Annotated in this window: 20 protein-coding genes and 1 pseudogene; 15 read left to right on the top strand and 6 right to left on the bottom strand. The window is 61.4% G+C overall.

Features of this window, described 5'->3' with window-relative positions:
- Positions 1 to 71: 71 nt before the first annotated feature.
- Entirely contained in the window at positions 72 to 812 is a 741-nt protein-coding gene (locus BLP23_RS01105) for an SDR family NAD(P)-dependent oxidoreductase (protein ID WP_092584212.1), read from the top strand.
- A gap of 3 nt (positions 813 to 815) precedes the next feature.
- On the opposite strand, the gene BLP23_RS01110 is transcribed toward BLP23_RS01105, so the two are convergent.
- The gene (locus BLP23_RS01110) at positions 816 to 1565 is read right to left on the bottom strand and encodes a glycoside hydrolase family 25 protein (RefSeq protein ID WP_233426609.1); all 750 of its coding nucleotides are present in this window, start codon (positions 1563 to 1565) and stop codon (positions 816 to 818) included.
- A gap of 305 nt (positions 1566 to 1870) precedes the next feature.
- On the opposite strand from BLP23_RS01110, the gene cysS reads away from it, so the two are divergent.
- From cysS to cimA, 6 genes are all read left to right on the top strand, one after another.
- On the top strand, positions 1871 to 3262 hold the full coding sequence (gene cysS, locus BLP23_RS01115) for a cysteine--tRNA ligase (RefSeq protein ID WP_092583180.1): 1392 nt from the start codon (positions 1871 to 1873) through the stop codon (positions 3260 to 3262).
- 217 nt (positions 3263 to 3479) lie between these two features.
- Positions 3480 to 3953, top strand: a complete 474-nt coding sequence (locus tag BLP23_RS01125) for a GFA family protein (RefSeq protein ID WP_092583182.1) — start codon at positions 3480 to 3482, stop codon at positions 3951 to 3953.
- Positions 3932 to 4438 (top strand): GFA family protein, encoded by a 507-nt coding sequence (locus tag BLP23_RS01130; RefSeq protein ID WP_092583183.1) that lies wholly within the window; start codon positions 3932 to 3934, stop codon positions 4436 to 4438. Before BLP23_RS01125 ends, BLP23_RS01130 begins: the two co-directional genes overlap by 22 nt.
- Complete coding sequence (locus tag BLP23_RS01135) at positions 4435 to 4911, top strand: GFA family protein (RefSeq protein ID WP_092583184.1); 477 nt, start codon at positions 4435 to 4437, stop codon at positions 4909 to 4911. Before BLP23_RS01130 ends, BLP23_RS01135 begins: the two co-directional genes overlap by 4 nt.
- Positions 4908 to 5864, top strand: coding sequence for a prolyl aminopeptidase (gene pip, locus BLP23_RS01140; RefSeq protein ID WP_092583185.1), 957 nt, complete (start codon positions 4908 to 4910; stop codon positions 5862 to 5864). Before BLP23_RS01135 ends, pip begins: the two co-directional genes overlap by 4 nt.
- A 221-nt stretch (positions 5865 to 6085) precedes the next feature.
- Positions 6086 to 7702 (top strand): citramalate synthase, encoded by a 1617-nt coding sequence (gene cimA / locus BLP23_RS01150; protein ID WP_092583187.1) that lies wholly within the window; start codon positions 6086 to 6088, stop codon positions 7700 to 7702.
- Positions 7703 to 7705: 3 nt separating this feature from the next.
- On the opposite strand, the gene BLP23_RS01155 is transcribed toward cimA, so the two are convergent.
- Positions 7706 to 8578 (bottom strand): protein-L-isoaspartate O-methyltransferase family protein, encoded by an 873-nt coding sequence (locus BLP23_RS01155; protein WP_092583188.1) that lies wholly within the window; start codon positions 8576 to 8578, stop codon positions 7706 to 7708.
- A gap of 109 nt (positions 8579 to 8687) precedes the next feature.
- On the opposite strand from BLP23_RS01155, the gene rarD reads away from it, so the two are divergent.
- Positions 8688 to 9602 (top strand): EamA family transporter RarD, encoded by a 915-nt coding sequence (rarD, locus tag BLP23_RS01160; protein WP_092583189.1) that lies wholly within the window; start codon positions 8688 to 8690, stop codon positions 9600 to 9602.
- 9 nt (positions 9603 to 9611) lie between these two features.
- Here the strand turns inward: rarD and BLP23_RS01165 are convergent, their stop codons facing one another.
- Positions 9612 to 10235 carry an LOG family protein gene (locus tag BLP23_RS01165; RefSeq protein ID WP_063855986.1) on the bottom strand — a complete coding sequence of 208 codons (624 nt, stop codon included), beginning with the start codon at positions 10233 to 10235 and terminating at the stop codon, positions 9612 to 9614.
- A 155-nt stretch (positions 10236 to 10390) separates the two neighbouring features.
- On the opposite strand from BLP23_RS01165, the gene BLP23_RS01170 reads away from it, so the two are divergent.
- From BLP23_RS01170 to BLP23_RS33530, 5 genes are all read left to right on the top strand, one after another.
- The gene (locus tag BLP23_RS01170; RefSeq protein ID WP_092583190.1) at positions 10391 to 12406 is read left to right on the top strand and encodes a LysM peptidoglycan-binding domain-containing protein; all 2016 of its coding nucleotides are present in this window, start codon (positions 10391 to 10393) and stop codon (positions 12404 to 12406) included.
- Positions 12407 to 12615: 209 nt separating this feature from the next.
- Positions 12616 to 14493, top strand: coding sequence for an ABCB family ABC transporter ATP-binding protein/permease (locus BLP23_RS01175; protein WP_092583191.1), 1878 nt, complete (start codon positions 12616 to 12618; stop codon positions 14491 to 14493).
- A gap of 77 nt (positions 14494 to 14570) precedes the next feature.
- Positions 14571 to 15332: a phosphatidylserine decarboxylase gene (locus BLP23_RS01180; RefSeq protein ID WP_267890057.1), complete on the top strand. Its 762-nt coding sequence runs from the start codon at positions 14571 to 14573 to the stop codon at positions 15330 to 15332.
- Between the two features lie 17 nt (positions 15333 to 15349).
- Entirely contained in the window at positions 15350 to 16195 is an 846-nt protein-coding gene (gene pssA / locus BLP23_RS01185; RefSeq protein ID WP_092583193.1) for a CDP-diacylglycerol--serine O-phosphatidyltransferase, read from the top strand.
- Between the two features lie 168 nt (positions 16196 to 16363).
- On the top strand, positions 16364 to 16507 hold the full coding sequence (locus BLP23_RS33530) for a hypothetical protein (RefSeq protein WP_167363812.1): 144 nt from the start codon (positions 16364 to 16366) through the stop codon (positions 16505 to 16507).
- Here BLP23_RS33530 and BLP23_RS35035 read toward each other — a convergent pair.
- The 3 genes and pseudogenes from BLP23_RS35035 to BLP23_RS01200 all read right to left on the bottom strand — a co-directional run.
- Positions 16504 to 16672, bottom strand: a pseudogene (locus tag BLP23_RS35035) (amino acid transporter); the annotation flags it as partial. The gene BLP23_RS33530 and the pseudogene BLP23_RS35035 sit on opposite strands and share 4 nt — an antisense overlap.
- Positions 16673 to 16755: 83 nt before the next feature.
- A complete protein-coding gene (locus BLP23_RS01195) occupies positions 16756 to 17517 on the bottom strand; it encodes an SOS response-associated peptidase (RefSeq protein WP_092583194.1) in 762 nt (253 codons plus the stop codon).
- A gap of 44 nt (positions 17518 to 17561) precedes the next feature.
- Positions 17562 to 17882, bottom strand: coding sequence for a YnfA family protein (locus tag BLP23_RS01200; protein ID WP_092583195.1), 321 nt, complete (start codon positions 17880 to 17882; stop codon positions 17562 to 17564).
- 82 nt (positions 17883 to 17964) lie between these two features.
- Here BLP23_RS01200 and BLP23_RS01205 point away from each other — a divergent pair, with 82 nt between their 5' ends.
- Together BLP23_RS01205 and BLP23_RS01210 are read left to right on the top strand one after the other, a co-directional pair.
- Complete coding sequence (locus BLP23_RS01205) at positions 17965 to 18381, top strand: NUDIX hydrolase (protein ID WP_092583196.1); 417 nt, start codon at positions 17965 to 17967, stop codon at positions 18379 to 18381.
- Positions 18382 to 18441: 60 nt separating this feature from the next.
- Complete coding sequence (locus BLP23_RS01210; protein WP_092583197.1) at positions 18442 to 18873, top strand: TIGR02301 family protein; 432 nt, start codon at positions 18442 to 18444, stop codon at positions 18871 to 18873.
- Positions 18874 to 18885 lie beyond the last annotated feature (12 nt).

Here is an 18885-nt window from a genome sequence, read left to right on the forward strand (position 1 = left end):
CGCCGGCGGCCTCCTCTTCCCCTCATTAGGGTGGGATGCGTTTGCGCGTAACCGACACGGACGACACGATCATGACCATCGACCTCAAAAACCGCATCGCACTCGTCACCGGTGCATCGCGGGGCATCGGCTATTTCACGGCACTGGAATTGGCAAAGGCCGGAGCCCACGTGATCGCCTGCGCCCGCACGGTCGGCGGCCTCGAGGAGCTTGACGACGCGATCAAGGCGGCGGGCGGCAGCGCCACACTCGTACCTTTCGATCTTGCGGATATGAACGCCATCGACGCGCTCGGCGCCTCGATTTTCGAGCGCTGGGGCAAGCTCGACATCCTCGTAGCCAATGCCGGCGTGCTCGGTGTCATCTCGCCGATCGGCCATATCGAGGCGAAGACCTTCGAGAAGGTGATGAACATCAACGTCACGGCCACCTGGCGGCTGATCCGCTCCGTCGATCCGCTGCTGACGCGCTCGGACGCCGGCCGCGCCGTGATCATCTCTTCGGCTGCCGCTCACAAATGCCGGCCTTTCTGGGGGCCCTACTCCGCGTCGAAAGCCGCGGTCGAAGCGCTCGCCCGCACCTGGGCCGGCGAAAGCCGGTCGACGGCTCTTCGCATCACCAGCGTCGATCCCGGCGCCACCCGCACCGCCATGCGCGCCCAGGCCGTGCCCGGCGAAGATCCCGCGACGCTGCCGCATCCTTCCGAAGTCGCCAAGGCGATCCTGCCGCTCGTCGGCCCGGATGTAACCGAGACGGGCAAGCTCTTTATCGTCCGAGAGAACAGGCTGGTAGATTACCGGCTGCGGGAATAACGACTACCGGCCGGTTGTTTCGTTGAACAGCACGGCAAGGCCCGTTTCTGTGGGGCAGAGCGCGTTGAGGTCAACCGGCCCCTCGATGCCATCGACTTTGCCGTTGTCGGCAAACTGCCATATCGACCAGCGGCCGCATTTTTCCTGCTCAGGTTCTTTGAATACGCTGCGCAGCCAGAGATAATGATCCGGGAAGCTGGATTCGTTGCCTTTCAGATATAGGTCGAAGAATTCCTGCGTGACGTAGAATATCGGCTTCCCCGGATATGTGCTCTTGATCTCGGCCAGGAACGCGTTGACTTCGGCGGTCAGCTGCTCGACCGTCGGAATTTTGGCGCAGTTGCCGACAAATTCGAGATCGATCGCAATGGGCAGCGTGCCCTGCTCGTTGGGAACTGTCGCCAATACGTTCTGCGCCTGCTCACGGCCCGGCCGGCAAAAGGTGAAGAAGTGATATGCCCCGCGCACAATGCCGGCCTCCTTTGCGGCCTGCCAGTTCCGGGCAAATCGCGTGTCCTTATGATCTCCGCCCTCTGTCGCCTTCATGATGGCGAAGCGGACATTCAATTGAGCGGCGAGCTTCTTCCATTCGATGTCGCCCTGATGGTGGCTAACGTCGATGCCCTGAATCGGATAGTCCTTGATGGATGGATGATTGAAGCGGACCATGCCGAAATCGTAAGCCAAATAGGAAGCGGATGCGACCGCTAGAATCGCCGCACCGATGACGGCTCGTTGAACGGCTTTCTTCACTGATGCTCTCTCGCTCCACCGCTTCCGCCAGAAAGGTTTGCGCCGGAAAGATGGCGCATTATTTGCCATTCCAGCCCTGCATTTGCGGTCGCGACGCCCGTCTCTTACGCAGCACTTGACCAAACATCGTTCCCGCGCCATAAAACCCGCCATGAAAACGGTTACCTGCATTATCTGCCGGAAGATTATTCGCTAGCGCGCTCGCTGGCCTGGCCGTTTTCGTCTCCCAAATACCCAAAGATGAGAAACGCCCCGGCCCGCCGGCGGCGGTATTTTTCGGGTCATTGCATTTTGGGAGAATAAACATGGCCGGCCAGCCGGAACTGAAGAAGCCGGAAATCAAGCTATACAATACGCTGACGCGCGAGGAGACGGTCTTCAAGCCCATCGATCCGCTAAACGTCCGCATGTATGTCTGCGGCCCCACGGTTTATGACTACGCCCATATCGGCAATGCGCGGCCCGCCATCATCTTCGACGTACTGTTTCGGCTGCTTAGGCACGTCTATGGCGCCGAGCACGTTACCTATGCGCGCAATATCACCGACGTCGACGACAAGATCAACCTGCGGGCTCTGCGCGACCACCCCGGCTTGCCGCTCAACGAGGCGATCCGCCTGGTCACCGAAAAAACCGAGACGCAATATCTCGAAGATGCCACGGCTCTCGGCTGCCTTGATCCGACCATCCAGCCGCGCGCGACGGAAAACATCGCGCAGATGATCGAGATCATCGAAAAGCTGATCGCCAAGGGCCACGCCTATCAGGCGGAGGGCGAAGTGCTGTTCGACACGAAATCCATGGCGGATTACGGCGCGCTTTCGAAGCGCAATCTCGATGAGCAACAGGCGGGCGCGCGCGTCGCCGTCGATGCGCATAAGAAAAATCCCGGCGACTTCGTTCTCTGGAAGCTTTCGAGCCATAACGAACCCGGCTGGGAAAGCCCATGGGGCCGCGGCCGTCCGGGCTGGCATATCGAATGCTCGGCGATGAGCCGGCGCTATCTCGGCGAGGTCTTCGATATTCACGGCGGCGGGTTGGACCTGATCTTCCCGCACCACGAAAACGAGATCGCCCAGTCTCGTTGCGCCCACGGCACGGATGTGATGTCGAATGTCTGGATGCACAACGGCTTCCTGCAGGTCGAGGGCCGCAAGATGTCGAAATCCGAGGGCAACTTCGTCACCATCTACGAGCTGCTGCACACCGAAAAATTCGGCGGCCGGAAGTGGCCGGGCGAAGTTTTGCGGCTTGCGATGCTGATGACGCATTACCGCGAGCCGATCGATTTTTCGATCAAGCGGCTAGAAGAGGCCGAACGCCTGCTGGCGAAGTGGCCAGCGGCGGATGCCGGCGACGCGCCGCCGGACGAGGCAGTACTGAACGCGCTTGCCGACGACCTGAACACGGTCGTCGCCGTTCAGGCGCTTCATGCCCTGGCGCAGTCCGGCAACGCCGCCACCTTCGCGGCGAGCGCTGCCCTTCTCGGCGTGAAGCCGAAGGAAACGGAAGTGGATGAGGCGGTCGCCGCCGAGATCGACAGGCGAGTGCGCGCGCGCCTTGAACTGTTGAAGGCAAAAAACTTCACTGAGGCCGACAAGATCCGCGAGACACTGCTTGCCGAGGGCATCCAGCTCAAGGACGGCAAAGATGCGGTCAGCGGCGAGCGCGTGACGACCTGGGAGGTGAAGCGGTGAGGTCGGTGTTATGGGGAAATGCCTCTTCCCAACCCGTCCCCACACATGGGAGGGGTTACTGCGCCATGCCGCTTGGAAACGACACCCCTGTCGAGCATGAAGCATCCATCGAGGTTGCCGCTGAGAATGACCGCGGCGGCGCGAACCAGACCTCCCCGTTGTGGGGAGGGCTGGAAGGGGTCTTTTCACCACCCACGCCAAACGGGAGGAAGTGTCGATGACCGTCTACACCGGTGGCTGCCAGTGCGGTGCGATCCGATTCCGCGTGGAAGGCGAGCTTTCGCATTCGTCGATCTGCCATTGCCGCATGTGCCAGAAGGCGTTCGGCGGCTATTATGCGCCGCTTGTTTCCGTGCGCGGGGCTGATTTCGCGTGGACGCGCGGCGGGCGGAAGACATTCCGTTCCTCCAATTTCGTCGAGCGCGGCTTCTGCGACAATTGCGGCACACCGCTGACCTATGAGGCGCCGGATGGGATGGCGATTGCAGCGGGCACGTTCGACGATCCGGCTCTTCTGCCGCCGACGATCCAGTATGGCATCGAAGGCAAGCTGCCGTTCACGGACAAACTGCACGAGCTTCCCGGCACACGCACGGAAGACGACGTCGAGACGGCCGCATTCGTCAGTGAGATCGTCTCCTATCAGCATCCAGATCACGACACGACGGAATGGCCAGAGGAGCGCAAGTGACGGCGGGAACGAGCCATAGCGGCGGATGCCAATGCGGCGCAGTGCGCTATCGCGCGGCGGGCGAACTCGGCTATCCGCATATCTGTCATTGCCGCATGTGCCAGAAGGCGGCGGGCAACTATTTCCTGCCGCTCGGAGCGGTCATGCGAACGGATTTTGCGTTGACGCGCGGAACACCGAAGTGGTTCCGCTCTTCCGATCTCGTGCGCCGCGGCTTCTGCGGCGATTGCGGCACGCCACTCTTCTACGACATACCTAGTGCCGAGTCTGTCAACATTACGCTCGGCTCGCTGGACGATCCCGACGCGGTCAGGCCGGTGATGCAATCGAATACCGGTCGCAAGATGAGCTGGTTTCACGCGCTGGACGCCCTGCCGGTAGAGCCCGACGCCGGGACCTCGGAGCGCGAAGACGCGATCGCAGCCAGCAATCATCAGCATCCCGATCACGATACGAACCACTGGCCATCCGGAGCACAGACATGAGCGAACCTATCCGAACAGGCGGGTGCCAATGCGGCGCCATACGCTTTCGTATCAGCGGCAAGCTGGGGCGCCCGTCTATCTGCCATTGCCGCATGTGCCAGAAGCAGTTCGGCGGCTTCTTTTCGGCGCTCATTACCGCGCCGGAGGAGGGCCTGGAGTGGACGCGCGGCGAGCCGAGCTATTTCCAGTCCTCGATCAACATCGACCGCGGTTTCTGCAGCAGTTGCGGCACGCCGATGACCTACCGGCATCCCGGCGGGCTGGAGCTTGCGATCGGCACCTTCGACGACCGCAGCGATCTCGCGCCGCAGATCCAAGTGAATTACGACTCGCGTCTGCCCTGGGTCGAAACGATCTTCGATGCACCGGTTCACCGGGATCCCGATTACTATGCCCGGCAGGAGCACATCATCTCCTTCCAGCATCCCGACCACGATACCGACGTATGGCCCGCGAAAGGCTTGAAGATATGACCGAAGTGCTGCGTACGCTCTATCCTGAAATCGAACCCTATGCTTCGGGCCATCTCGATGTCGGCGACGGCCATGTGATCTACTGGGAACGCTGCGGAACGCCAGGCGCCAAACCCGCCGTTTTCCTGCACGGCGGCCCTGGCGGCGGCATTTCGCCCGTGCATCGCCGCCTCTTCGACCCGGCGCTCTACGACGTGACGCTTTTCGACCAGCGCGGCTGCGGCAAATCCACGCCGCATGCGGATCTGAACGCCAACACGACGTGGCACCTCGTTGCCGACATCGAGCGGCTGCGCGATATGGTTGGGGCCGAGAAATGGCAGATCTTCGGCGGCTCCTGGGGCTCGACGCTGGCGCTCGCCTATGCCGAAAAGCATCCCGAGCGGGTCTCTGAGCTCATCGTGCGCGGTATTTATACGCTCACGAAAGCGGAACTCGACTGGTACTATCAATTCGGCGTTTCGGAAATGTTCCCGGACAAGTGGGAACGCTTCATTGCGCCCATTCCGCCGGAAGAGCGTCACGAGATGATGCAGGCCTATCACCGCCGCCTGACGAGCGATGACAAGGCAATCGCGCTCAAAGCCGCGCATGCCTGGAGCATCTGGGAAGGCGAGACGATCACGCTGCTGCCCGAGCCGTCGACTAGCGGCAAGTTCGAGGAGGCCGAGTTCGCCTATGCCTTTGCCCGCATCGAAAACCATTTCTTCGTCAATGCCGGCTGGCTGGAGGAAGGCCAACTCATCCGCGAGGCGCACAAGCTCAAGGATATTGCGGGCGTCATCGTGCACGGTCGCTACGACATGCCCTGCCCCGCCCGCTTCGCCTGGGCGCTGCACAAGGCCTGGCCGAAGGCGGAATTCCACCTGATCGAAGGTGCGGGACATGCATTTTCCGAACCCGGCATCCTGGATCAACTGATCCGGGCAACGGACAGGTTTGCGGGGAAATAAAGGCCTATGATGCGTGTCGTGGATACCCCCCTCTGCCCTGTCGGGCATCTCCCCCACAAGGGGGAAGATCCGCTGTCGGCACCCGCGCGTGCAACCATCGATGCAGCGGGCGTGAGACGCCGCATATTCTCAATCTTCCCCCTTTTAGGGGAGATGTCGGCTCTGCCAGCAGAGGGGGATGAGCCGCACGGCATAAGATCAAATGCTTCGGAGGCACCTCGGTGACCAGAGAAAAAGTCTACCTCTTCGACACGACGCTCCGCGACGGGCAGCAGACGCCCGGGATCGACTTCTCGGTCGAGGACAAGATTGCGATTGCGACCATGCTGGACGAGTTCGGCCTCGATTATATCGAGGGCGGATACCCGGGCGCAAACCCGACTGACACCGCTTTCTTCGCAGAGAAGCGCACCAGCCAGGCAGCATTCGTCGCTTTCGGCATGACGAAGCGACCGGGCGTTTCAGCCTCCAACGATCCAGGCCTCGCAGCGCTGTTGCAGGCAAAGAGCGATGCGATCTGTTTCGTCGCCAAGAGCTGGGACTATCACGTCAAGGTCGCGCTCGGATGCACCAACGAGGAAAACCTCGCATGCATCGCCGAAAGCGTGAAGGCGGCCATCGCCGCCGGCAAGGAGGCGCTGGTCGATTGCGAGCATTTCTTCGATGGATACAAGGCCAATCCAGCCTATGCGCTCGCCTGCGCGAAGACCGCCTATGAAGCGGGTGCTCGCTGGGTCGTGCTCTGCGACACCAATGGCGGCGCGCAGCCGCCTGAGATCCACGCCATCGTCGAGGCGGTGATTGCGGCAGGCGTTCCCGGTCACTGTCTCGGCATCCATGCGCATAACGACACGGGCCAGGCGGTCGCCAATTCGCTTGTGGCCGTCGAGGCCGGCGTGTGCCAGATCCAAGGGACGCTCAACGGCATCGGCGAGCGTTGCGGCAATGCCAACCTGGTGACGCTGATCCCGACGCTAGCCCTGAAGGACACCTACAGCACCCGCTTCGAAACCACCATAGATGCGGAGCGGCTGGTGAACCTCACCCGGCTTTCCCATGCCTTCGACGAGCTTCTGAACCGCTCGCCGGACCATCAACTGCCCTATGTCGGCGCTTCGGCCTTCGCGACCAAGGCGGGCATCCATGCCTCCGCTCTGCTCAAGGACCCGCGCACCTACGAGCATGTACCGCCCGAAAGCGTCGGCAATTTCCGCAAGGTCATGGTCTCCGACCAGGGCGGCAAGGCGAACTTCATCAATGCTCTGAAACGCCGGGGCATCGAGGTTGCCAAGGACGACCCGAAGCTCGACCGGCTGATTTCCATCGTCAAGGAGCGTGAAGCTTCCGGCTACGCCTATGAAGGGGCGGATGCGAGCTTCGAACTGCTGGCACGCCGCACGCTTGGCACCATCCCGGAATTCTTCTCGATCGAAGGATTCCGCGTGATGGTCGAGCGCCGCTTCGACTCGCACGGGCGGGTGAAGATCGTTTCGGAAGCCGTCGTGAAGATGGTGATCGACGGCCACACGATCATGTCGGTGGCGGAAGGCGACGGCCCGGTCAATGCGCTCGACCTGGCGCTACGCAAGGATTTCGGCAAGTATCAGCACGAAATCGACGACCTGGTTCTCGCCGACTTCAAGGTGCGTATCCTCAACGGCGGCACCGAGGCCATCACGCGTGTATTGATCGAATCCACCGACAGCGACGGCCTGCGCTGGTGGACGGTGGGCGTGTCGGAAAATATCATCGACGCCTCGTTCCAGGCGCTGATGGATTCCGTGATCTACAAGCTGATGAAGAACCGGCAGCTGGCGGGCAAGATCGCGGCGGAGTGAAGATCACGGCTCCTCGAAAGAGAGCCCCCATTCCTTTTCGCCGTAGCTCTCTTCGCCTTGTGGCGCGGTCCGCCAGCGGAAACTGCGAACCTGCAACAGGCGGCGGCTGCGAAAGGCTTCCGCCAGACCCTCGTGGCGACCAGCCGGCGGCGGTTCTTGACCTTCCGCCCAGACGAAGGAGACCGGCTGAACAAAGCGGGCGCCAAAACCTCTGGCACGCCGGTCTATAAGCAGGAAGCCTGCCGAACGGGTGAAGCCGGTGGCTCTGCCATTTTCGACCGCCGGGATTCCGAGCGGAAACAACAACCGCCCACCAACGGCCAGGTTTTCGATCCAGGTGGCCGGCGGATGGTCGAGCGCGAAATTGGCGTAGATGACGTCGGCGTCTTCCTTCGGCCATTTGGCCGCATCGCCCCGCACTACCTCGATATTGGGATAACCGGAAAGGTTTTCCCGCGCCTTTTCGGCCAGCGCTTCCTCGTATTCGCCGGCGACGACCTTGCCAGAGGAGCCGACGAGTCCGGCAATGATCGCAGTGTAATAGCCCGTCCCGGCACCCAGATGGGCAACCGTCTCGCCCTCCCGAATTCCAAGCGTATTCAGTGCGGACGCGTGAAGGGAGGGCATGCCGTTGTTGACCCCACGCCTGGTATTGAGACCTATCAACAAGTCCTGATAAAGCACGACCGGATCGGTGGAAGCCATTTCCCGATAATGGCGGAAGTCGTTGTAGAGCCAGGGCGGCGGACCGACGAATTTTTCACGCGGCACTTTGGCCAGGGCTGCAAGTAGCCTGTCGTTCTTCGCAACACCTGCCTTCGCCAGTATCTGGCGGGCATAAATCTGCCGGTATGGCGGCTCATCCTCGAAAGCCATGCGTCCTCCGCCTCAATAGCGCTGACAATCCATTCACCGAAATGAATTGGTCTATTCACGGCACTTAAGCTAATCGAGATCAGAAGAAGAACAAAGCTGGAAACACCTGATGTCTGCCGAAGCGAGCCCTCCTGTCATCAAAAACGAAGATAGTGCGCGCGGTTTCGCCTTTGCGCTGACGGCTTATCTTCTGTGGGGATTCCTGCCGATCTACATGAAGGCGCTGGCGCATATTTCGCCGGCCGAGGTGATCGCGCATCGCGTTCTCTGGTCCGTTCCGATTGCCGGCCTCGTGCTGCTCGCGCTCGGACGTACGCAGGAAATCCGTGACGCGCTGCGCTCGCCGCGCATGCTCGCAATGGCTGCGCTGACGGCGGCACTCATCACCGTCAACTGGGGTACCTATGTCTGGGCGATCGGCGCCGGACACTCGCTCGATGCCGCCATGGGCTATTTCATCAACCCGCTGATCAGCATCTTCATGGGCTCGGTACTGCTCAAGGAGAAGCTGCGCCCGGCTCAGATCGTCGCAATCGGCCTGGCGGCGATTGCCGTTGTCGTTCTCGCCATCGATGGCGGCGGGCTTCCGTGGGTGGCGCTGACCCTCGCCTTCAGCTGGGCCTTCTATGCCTTCTTCCGCAAGACATTGCCGCTCGGCCCCAACCAGGGCTTCCTGCTCGAGGTACTGATTCTCAGCGTTCCGGCCGTCCTCTACATCGTCTATCTGGAGTTCTTCAGTGGCGAAGGCCACTTCGTTCAGACCGGCTTCAGCGATACAGCGCTGCTCTTCGGCTGCGGTATAGTCACTGCCGCACCGCTGATGATCTACGCCAACGGCGCAAAGCTTCTGAAGCTCTCGACGATCGGCATCATGCAGTACATCGCGCCGACGATGATCTTCCTGATCGCGATCTTCGTCTTCCACGAACCGCTGGATACAGCGCGCATGATCGCCTTCCCGCTCATCTGGGCAGGCCTCGTGCTCTATACGTGGTCAATGCTGAACGCAACGCGCGGGCGCTGAGCGCCCGCCTCACATCTTCGAAATTACGGCATCCTCGCCCTCACGGTCGGCAGCGAGTTCCGCTGCCTGCGCCATGATGGCTGGAATGATGCCGGAGACGTCGTCTATGACGAGCGGCTGCACGCGATGGGCGGTGTGCACGAAACCCTCGTCCGTCATGTGCTTCATCAGTTCCATCATCGGGTCCCAGAATCCTTTGATGTTGGCGAAGACCATCGGTTTTTCGTGACGGGCAAGCTGCGCCCAGGTCATGATCTCGACGATTTCCTCCAGCGTGCCGATCCCGCCCGGCAGCGCCACGAAGGCGTCGGAACGCTCGAACATCAGGTGTTTGCGCGCATGCATGTCCGGCGTTACAATGAGCTCGTTGAGCTGGCCGAGGGAATGGCGCGTCGCCTCCATGTCGATCAGGAATTCGGGGATGATGCCGGTCACCTGCCCCCCATTGGAAAGCACGCCGCTCGCAACAGCACCCATGATGCCTTTGGTGCCGCCGCCATAGACGAGCCGCAGGCCGTATTCGGCGATTTCTTTGCCGAGCGCGCGCCCGGCGGCCATGTATGCCGTATCCCGTCCGGGCCTCGACCCGCAGTAGACACAGATGGACTGAATTGAATGAGATTGATCGCTCATATGGGAAAACAACTATTCCATGCCTGCGCAGTCAAGAAAAATGACAGAAAAGCTGCGCGTTGAGCCTGCGTCATTGCTTTGAATGCTTGTGAAAAGCAACGGGAATCGCTAGCAATTTTTAGTACTACGGCACATTTGCCGTCTGGGGAGAGTGAATGATGAGAAATCGTGCCGGCTTGCTGGCTTTCGCAGTGCTTGCAGTTGCGATCCTTTTGATGGTCTTCGTGGTCATGCCCCGGATCGGCGAAGACCCGTCGAAAATCGGCGATGCCATCAATCAAGCAGGCTCCGAGGTCAAGAACACGGTTGAAGAAGCCGGCAAGAGCGCGCGGAACGCGGCTGCCGACACGGCGGCTACGACCGAGAAGCTCGGCCGTCTTTCGGCCGATGCAGGTCAGTCTCTTACGCAACTTAAGGCGCTCTTTGCGGACGGCAAGGGTCCGACGACCGAAGCATTCGATGCCGCCAAGACGAAGGCGGCGGGCTCGCTGAAGGCGCTCGCCGACTTCGCAGTCCCCGAAGGCACCGATCCAGCGACCGCTACCGCTGCCACGAAAGCCAAGGACGGCGCTGCAAAGGCGCTGGCAATCGTCCAGGCCCTGCCGGAAAACATCGCCGATGCGCTTGCCGCCATTAACAAGGCCGAAGCCGAGCTGTCCGGCAAGATGGGAAGCCAGCCCGCGGCGAGCCCACCGGCGACCGATGCGAATATCGGATCGAAGCTCCCGGCTTTCGACGTTCTGCGTGTAGAGCCGGACGGGTCCACCGTCATCGCCGGGTCGGCTACGCCCAACAGCAAGCTCGAAGTCATGGACGGCGACAAGGTCGTCACCACGACGAATGTCGGCCCGACCGGCGATTTTGCCGCCGTCCTCGACAACCCGCTGCCGCCCGGCGACCACCAGCTCGTGCTCAAGGTGACCGGCCAGGACGGCAAGAGCCTGACTTCCGAAGAAGTCGCAACCGTTTCCGTGCCGAAGGACGGCAGTGGCTCCGAGCTGCTCGCCATGGTTTCCAAGCCGGGCGCAGCGAGCCGCATCATCACGGCGCCGACGGCCGGCACGCCTGCTGCTCAGCCCGCAGCAGGCGAACAGGCTTCCGCTCAGCCCGGTCTGCCAGCCGGCTCGCCCGAGATTGCCAATACCGCACCGACAGTTCCGGGTGCACCGCAGGCCGGCGAAAGCGATGCAGCTTCCTCTGCACCGGCCGAGGTGATGGTCAACGCAGTTGAAATCGAAGGCAAGAAGATCTTCGTCGCTGGCACCGCCAAGCCGAATGCCAACGTGATCGCCTATGCGGACGACGCCCTGATCGGCAAGGCAACAGCAGGCGCCGACGGCCATTTCGTCATCGACGGCGTGATGGACCTTTCGGTCGGCGATCACAAGATCCGCGTCGATGTCGTCGACGGCAGCGGCAAGGTGCTCATTCGCGCCTCCGTCAACTTCACCCGCCCGGCAGGCGACCAGGTCACCGTAGCGGCACAACCCGGGAACCCGTCCGCAACCGACGCTGGTGCCGCGATGGTTCCTCTCGATGAAGGTGAACTCGGCAAGCTGAGAGCCGATGCGGGTAAGGCGTTTGGGCTGCTGAAGGGCCTTTTTGCCGACGGCAAGCTTCCCGGCGCCGAGCAGCTTGCGGCAGCGCGATCGGCAACCGAATTTGCGCTTCGCTCGATCGCCGAATTCCGTCCGGCAGCAGAAGCAACCCCTGCCTTTAAGCAGACGGCAGGCGCAGCCTCGCAATCGGCCTCAAGCGCGCTCGCCATGCTCCAGGCACTGCCGAAGGATACAAAGTCCGTAGGCGACGCTCTCGGCAAGCTTGGGACGGCGATCGATGGTCTTGCAGCCACGCCAGCGCAGCCAAAGGCAGCCGGTGCACCGGCTTCAAACGAAGCAGCGGCCGACGCGAGCCAGCCGAAAACGATCGAGCAGGCGCCACTGACGGCGAACAACACCGCCGTCATCATCCGCCGCGGCGACACGCTGTGGCAGATTTCGCGCCGCGTCTATGGCCTCGGCGTCCGCTACACGACGATCTACATGGCGAACGAAACGCAGATCAACAATCCGGACCGCATCCTGCCCGGCCAGATTTTCGGCCTGCCGAAGGAAGCCCTGCCGAACGCCGAAGAGCTTCATCGCAAGCGCCTTTCGGGCGAGCACCTTTAAGCCGAACCAGGTGATGAAAAGGCCGGGCCGATATAGCGCCCGGCCTTTTTCCCCGGTTTTTCACATGTTGCATTCGCACGCCGCGCACCCTATGTGGCGGAGACGGCGATCCTGTCTGCGGAGGCTCAATCGGGCATCTCCGCTTTTTGCACTTTTGCCGTATCGAAACGCCGCATCCGCGGCCGAGCCCGACCGGGCTGGAGATAGGCATGGCAAACGGCAAGACGGTTTCGGAATCCAACCTCCTGCGAACGCTCTTCAATCTTTGGCCCTACATGTGGCCTTCCGGGCGGACGGACCTGAAGATGCGCGTCGTCTGGGCAACGGTCTACCTGCTCGTCTCCAAGTTTGTGCTCCTGCTCGTTCCCTATTTTTTCAAATGGTCGACCGATGCCCTGAACGGCCGCGTGGATCTCGCCGGAACCCTGCCGCCGCTCCTCGTGGGCGCGACGGTATTGGTCATCGCCTATAACCTCACCCGCCTGATCCAGCTTGGCCTCAATCAACTGCGCGACGCACTCTTTGCAAGCGTTGGCCAATATGCGGTGCGCCAGCTTGCCTACCGGACTTTCGTGCATATCCACGAACTTTCGCTGCGTTTCCATCTGGAACGCAAGACCGGCGGCTTGTCGCGGATCATCGAGCGCGGCACGAAGGGCATCGAGACGATCGTGCGCTTCACGATCTTGAACTCGGTTCCGACCGTCATCGAATTCCTGCTGACCGCCGTGATCTTCTGGTGGGGCTACGGTTTTTCCTATCTCGCAGTGACCGCCTTCACCGTCTGGGCCTATATCTGGTTCACGATCCGCGCGTCGGACTGGCGCATCGCCATCCGCCGGACGATGAACGACAGCGATACCGACGCCAACACCAAGGCGATCGATTCCCTCCTCAACTTCGAGACCGTCAAGTACTTCGGCAACGAGGAGATGGAGGCCAAACGCTTCGATAGGTCGATGGAACGCTACGAGAAGGCTGCGACCGATGTCTGGACCTCGCTCGGTTGGCTGAACTTCGGCCAGGGCGTCATCTTCGGCCTCGGCACGACAGTCATGCTTTTGCTTTCAGCCTTTGCCGTCCAGCGCGGCGAGCAGACCATCGGCGACTTCGTCTTCGTCAATTCCATGCTGCTGCAGCTTTCCGTCCCGCTGAACTTCATCGGCTTCGTCTATCGCGAAATCCGCCAGGGGCTTACGGATATCGAGCAGATGTTCGACCTGCTCGACGTGACGCCCGAGGTCACCGATGCACCGGACGCCGCCCCGCTCAGGATCGGCCAGGGCGCGATCAGCTTCAAGGACGTGCATTTCTCCTACGATCCCGCGCGCCCGATCCTTAGGGGAGTTTCCTTCGAAGTCCCGGCCGGCAAGACCGTCGCGGTCGTCGGCCCGTCCGGCGCCGGCAAATCGACGCTGTCGCGCCTCCTCTACCGTTTCTACGACATCCAGAGCGGCGCGATCACAGTCGACGGCCAGGATATCCGCCATGTCACGCAAAAGAGCCTTCGCTCGGCGATCGGCATGGTTCCGCAAGATACCGTGCTCTTCAACGACACAGTCGCCTACAATATCCGTTATGGCCGCCCGTCGGCCGGCGATGCCGAGGTGAAGACGGCGGCGGAAATTGCCCAGATCGCGCATTTTATCGAGTTGCTGCCGGAGGGCTTCGAAACCAAGGTCGGCGAGCGCGGATTGAAGCTTTCGGGTGGCGAGAAACAGCGCGTCGCCATCGCCCGCACGATCCTCAAGGCGCCCCCGATCCTGATCCTCGACGAGGCGACCTCGGCGCTCGACACGACGACGGAGCGGGAAATCCAGGCGGCCCTCGACGTCGTTTCCAAGAACCGCACGACACTCGTCATCGCCCACCGCCTGTCGACCGTCATCGGCGCGGATGAGATTATCGTCTTGAAAAGCGGCGAGATCGCCGAGCGCGGAACGCATGCGGCGCTGCTTAAGAAAAACGGCCTCTATGCCTCGATGTGGAACCGCCAGCGCGAAGCAACGCAGGCGGAGGAACATCTAAAGCAAGTGCGCGAAAGCGACGACCTGGGCATTGTTGCCCGTCTCGCGCCGGCAAGCTGAGCGTTCGAACCAAAAAGCCGCTCTGTCGTTTTGCTGTTTAGAACCACGCCATAAGGTCGGGCGGAAGCGGCACGGCATTGCTCCCGCAGGACTTTTTCTATAACCAGCGGGAACGAAAAAGCGCGAGGAGACCAGCGTCGATGAGCTTGCTCAATACCGTTCGAAACACCATCGTTCCGGTGCACAAGGAAGGCTATGTATTCGTCGCCGCGTTCTTCGTAGCTTCGCTGATCCTTGGCTGGATATTCGAGCCGCTCTTCTGGGTCGGCCTCGTCCTGACGCTCTGGTGCGCTTACTTCTTCCGTGATCCCGAGCGCATGACGCCGCAGGATGATGACTTGGTGATCTCGCCGGCCGACGGCAAAGTCTCCTCGATTCAGATGGTGACGCCGCCCGCCGAGCTGAACCTAGGCAACGAACCGATGCTGCGCATCTCCGTCTTCATGAACGTCTTCAACTGCCATGTAAACCGCGCGCCGATGCGCGGCCGCGTCGTGAGCATCAGTTATCGGTCTGGCAGCTTCGTGAATGCCGAGCTCGACAAGGCGAGCGAGGACAACGAGCGCAACGGGCTGGTGATCGAGACCGTCCACGGCCAGATCGGCGTCGTGCAGATCGCCGGCCTCGTCGCCCGCCGTATTCTGTGCTGGGCCAATAACAACGAGCCGCTGGATGCCGGCGAGCGTTTCGGCCTTATCCGCTTCGGCTCCAGGCTCGACGTCTTCCTGCCGGCCGGCGCCGCAGCACGTGTTTCGCTCGGGCAGACGGCGATTGCCGGCGAAACGGTACTTGCTGAATTCGGCTCCCCCAAGGGACCCGTCATCAGCCGCCGCAGCTAGAACGAATGGAGCGTGCTATGGAGACGCCTTTCCCGCCCTTCGAACCGAACGGCCCGAACGATTCGGCGCGCGGTCCGCGGCTGCGCGAAATTCCGCTACGCCTCGTCGTTCCGAATCTCATCACGATTCTGGCGATCTGCGCGGGCCTCACCGGCATCCGCCTCGCTTTCGAAAGCCGCTACGAGCTGGCGGTGATCATGGTGCTCCTGGCCGCTTTTCTCGACGGCATCGACGGGCGCATCGCCCGCCTCATGAAAGCGACCTCCAAGTTCGGCGCGCAGATGGATTCGCTCGCCGACATCGTCAATTTCGGTGTCGCGCCCGCTCTCGTCGTTTATGTCTTCGCGCTGGACAGCGCGCGCTCCATCGGCTGGATCGCCGCTCTGATCTATGCGATCGCCGCGGGTCTCCGCCTCGCCCGCTTTAACGTCATGGCGGAACGGGAAAATCGCGCGCCCTGGCAATCCGAATATTTCGTCGGCGTGCCTGCCCCCGCCGGTGCCATGCTGGTGCTGCTGCCCGTCTATCTCGGCTTCCTCGGCCTCACCGAAGACCGCACCTTCGCCTATATCTCTTCGGCCTATACAATTCTGATCGCTTTCCTTCTCATCAGCCGCCTGCCCGTCTGGTCCGGCAAGTCGGAAGGCAGCCGCTTGCGGCGCGATCTGGTGCTGCCGCTGATGCTCGGCGTCGTGCTCTATGTCGCTCTCCTGATGAGCTTCACCTGGGAAGTCATGGTGTTCACCGTCATCGTCTACCTGCTGTCGCTGCCCTTCGGAGCACGTAAATGGCGATTAAAGTACGGCACGCTCACGATCGAAGAACCCGGCGACGGCGACGACGATATCGGCCGCCACATCTGATTTCCTACTCTCCCGGTAAGCCCCGACGAACGCCAGGCTGCGCATCAAGCCTCGCGCAATGTGCATTGCGTACACAATTCCTGATAAGCCATGCCTCTATTTTGTCGTTATTGGCGACAAAAGAGCAGAACAATAAAAAAGGCTAGGGAAGCGTGTAAGGAGAGTATCGTGACCTCGAAGAAGACAGACCAGGCGGAACAAGCGGCAAAGCCGGATCTGAGCACACATTACCGCCCGCTCGGCCTCAAGGCCGTTCTGGCCGCCGCGCTGATGGTGAAGAGCAAGCCGGCCCTAGTCAAGAAGATCGCCTAAGCCGGGCGGAAGAAGCGAACGAGCCGGCTGAGCCGGCAGGCTCAGGACGGACGATACCGATGATGACATCGAGAACCCGCCACGCGGCGGGTTTTGCGAATACCAGCTTCAGAAGACGCGCGCCATATCCCAAGCCAGAAACCAGAGGAACGACGCGACGGCGGCCCGTAGGCGATCCTGTCCGAACCCCAAACCCGTAAGGGCAGCCGTGATCGCGAACATTGGGTTTCAGGAAAATGCTGAATGTTTCAGAAGAAGCTAAGCTGGCCGTCGTCAGCTTTCTTGCCGGGCGGTTTCGGCAGCGTCTCGATCACCAAGGGCGTCTGCAGGTCGGCTCCCATGTTAGTGACCTTGTTGACCTTGTCTGCGACGGGGATCGCTTCGAAGAAATCCTCGTCCGCCGGCTGCATCAGAGCGGCGACATCGCGTGGTTCCTGCGTCTTGCAGTCGAGCCAGCGGGCGAAATCCTCCGGCTTGATGACGACCGGCATGCGGTCATGGATCGTTGCGATGGAAGCGTTGGCCGCCGTGGTCAGGATCGCGCCCGTATCGACTTCCGAGCCGTCGGCCGACGACCAGGTCTCCATCAGGCCGGCGAAGGCAACCACACCGCCGCGGCGGGGCCTGATCCAGTAAGGCTGGGATTTTTTGCCGCTTTCTTTCGAGGGACGATGCCATTCATAAAAGCCGGAAGCCGGGACGAGGACACGGCGATGGCGCATCGCGGCGCGGAAGGATGGTTTGCCGATTGCGGTTTCGGCCCTCGCATTGATGAGCAGCGGAAATTCCTTCGGATCCTTGACCCAGGACGGCGTGAACCCCCAACGGACCAGCACGGCGCGGCGATCCGGAAGATTGCTGCCACGCTCATGCGCGTCGCCGGACACGACGACGAGGATCGGCTGCGTCGGCGCAATATTGTAGCGCGCGGGAAAGTCCCCGAGCTCCAGCAGCCCAAGTATTTCCTTCAATTCCTCCGGGGTCAGCGTCAATGCATAGCGTCCGCACATGGCGTTGTCTTTGCACCCTGTTTCGCAACGGTCAAGGCGCAACCCTAGCTGCGCGGCCCGAAGAGAATGATCGCCGTTCCGGCAAGGCAGACGGCCGCCCCGCCGATATCCCAGCGGTCCGGAACACGATTTTCCGCAAGCCACAACCAGACAAGCGATGCGACGATATAAATGCCTCCATAGGCCGCAAAGGTACGCCCGGCCGCCACACTCGGCACCAGCGTCAGAAGCCAGGCGAAGAGGGCAAGTGAGACGATGCCCGGCGCGAGCCACCCAATCGGCTTGCCCAGCCTCAGCCAGGCCCAGAAGGCAAAGCAGCCCGCGATTTCGAAGAGTGCTGCAAAAGCGTAGATGAAATAGGTCAGGGTGTCCTTCCCTTCGAGTCGGCGATTGAATATTCAAAACGAGAATACGGAAATCCCCGGCTGAGTGTAGAGACGGCAGGTCATGACTTCCAAACCAAGAGCAGCGTCTTCAGCGATCCTCGAGCGAGACGGCCGCTTTCTCCTCGTGCTCCGCCGCAACCCGCCGTCTGCGGATATGTATGCCTTCCCCGGCGGCCGGGCGGAGGATGGCGAGACGCCTGATCAAACGGCACTGCGCGAATTTGAGGAGGAGACCGGCATCCGCGCCTATAGTCCGCAGCTTTTTGCGACCTACGACCTTAAGGCCCATGCCGCCGACGGCAGCGTCAGCAGCCACTTTCTCCTTTCGGTCTTCACGGTGGAAGCTGACGGGGAAGCGGTGGCCGAGGCGTCAGACGACGCAGCGGCTCTCGGCTGGTACACCGTCGAGGAAATCCGCCGCTTGCCGGTGCCGCAGTCGGTGCTTGAATGTGCCGAACGGCTCTCCGTGCCACAATAACGGCGTGGATAGTCATCAGCCTGCCTTGTTCCGGTCACGGCGCAGGTATCATCTATCAATATGATTCCCGTTCAACGCGTTTTTCTGTCTCTTGTTGTCTGCGCCGGTTCGGCAATAGCGGATGCGGCATGGGCGCAGGACAAGGCTCCGCCGGCGGTTTCCGAAGTCGTGCCGGCAGCGCCCGTTGTCGTGCCTTACGACGACAAGCTTTGGCGGCTGGCGGAGGTGATCGGCTCGGTCCACTACCTGCGAACGCTTTGCAAGGCGCCAGACAGCGGCGAATGGCGAAGCGACATGCAAAAGCTGCTCGATTCGGAGACGAAAGACGAACCACAACGGAAGGAAAAGCTGACGGCAGCGTTCAACCGCGGCTACCGCGCTTTTGCTTCGGTCTACACCGATTGCACTCCATCAGCCATCGTGGCAGAAGAGCGCTACCGTAACGAAGGTGCAACACTCGCCACAGAAATTACCTCGCGCTTTGGAAATTAGGGATAAATTAAC

It is taken from the genome of Rhizobium mongolense subsp. loessense (assembly GCF_900099775.1).
Taxonomy (GTDB): domain Bacteria; phylum Pseudomonadota; class Alphaproteobacteria; order Rhizobiales; family Rhizobiaceae; genus Rhizobium; species Rhizobium loessense.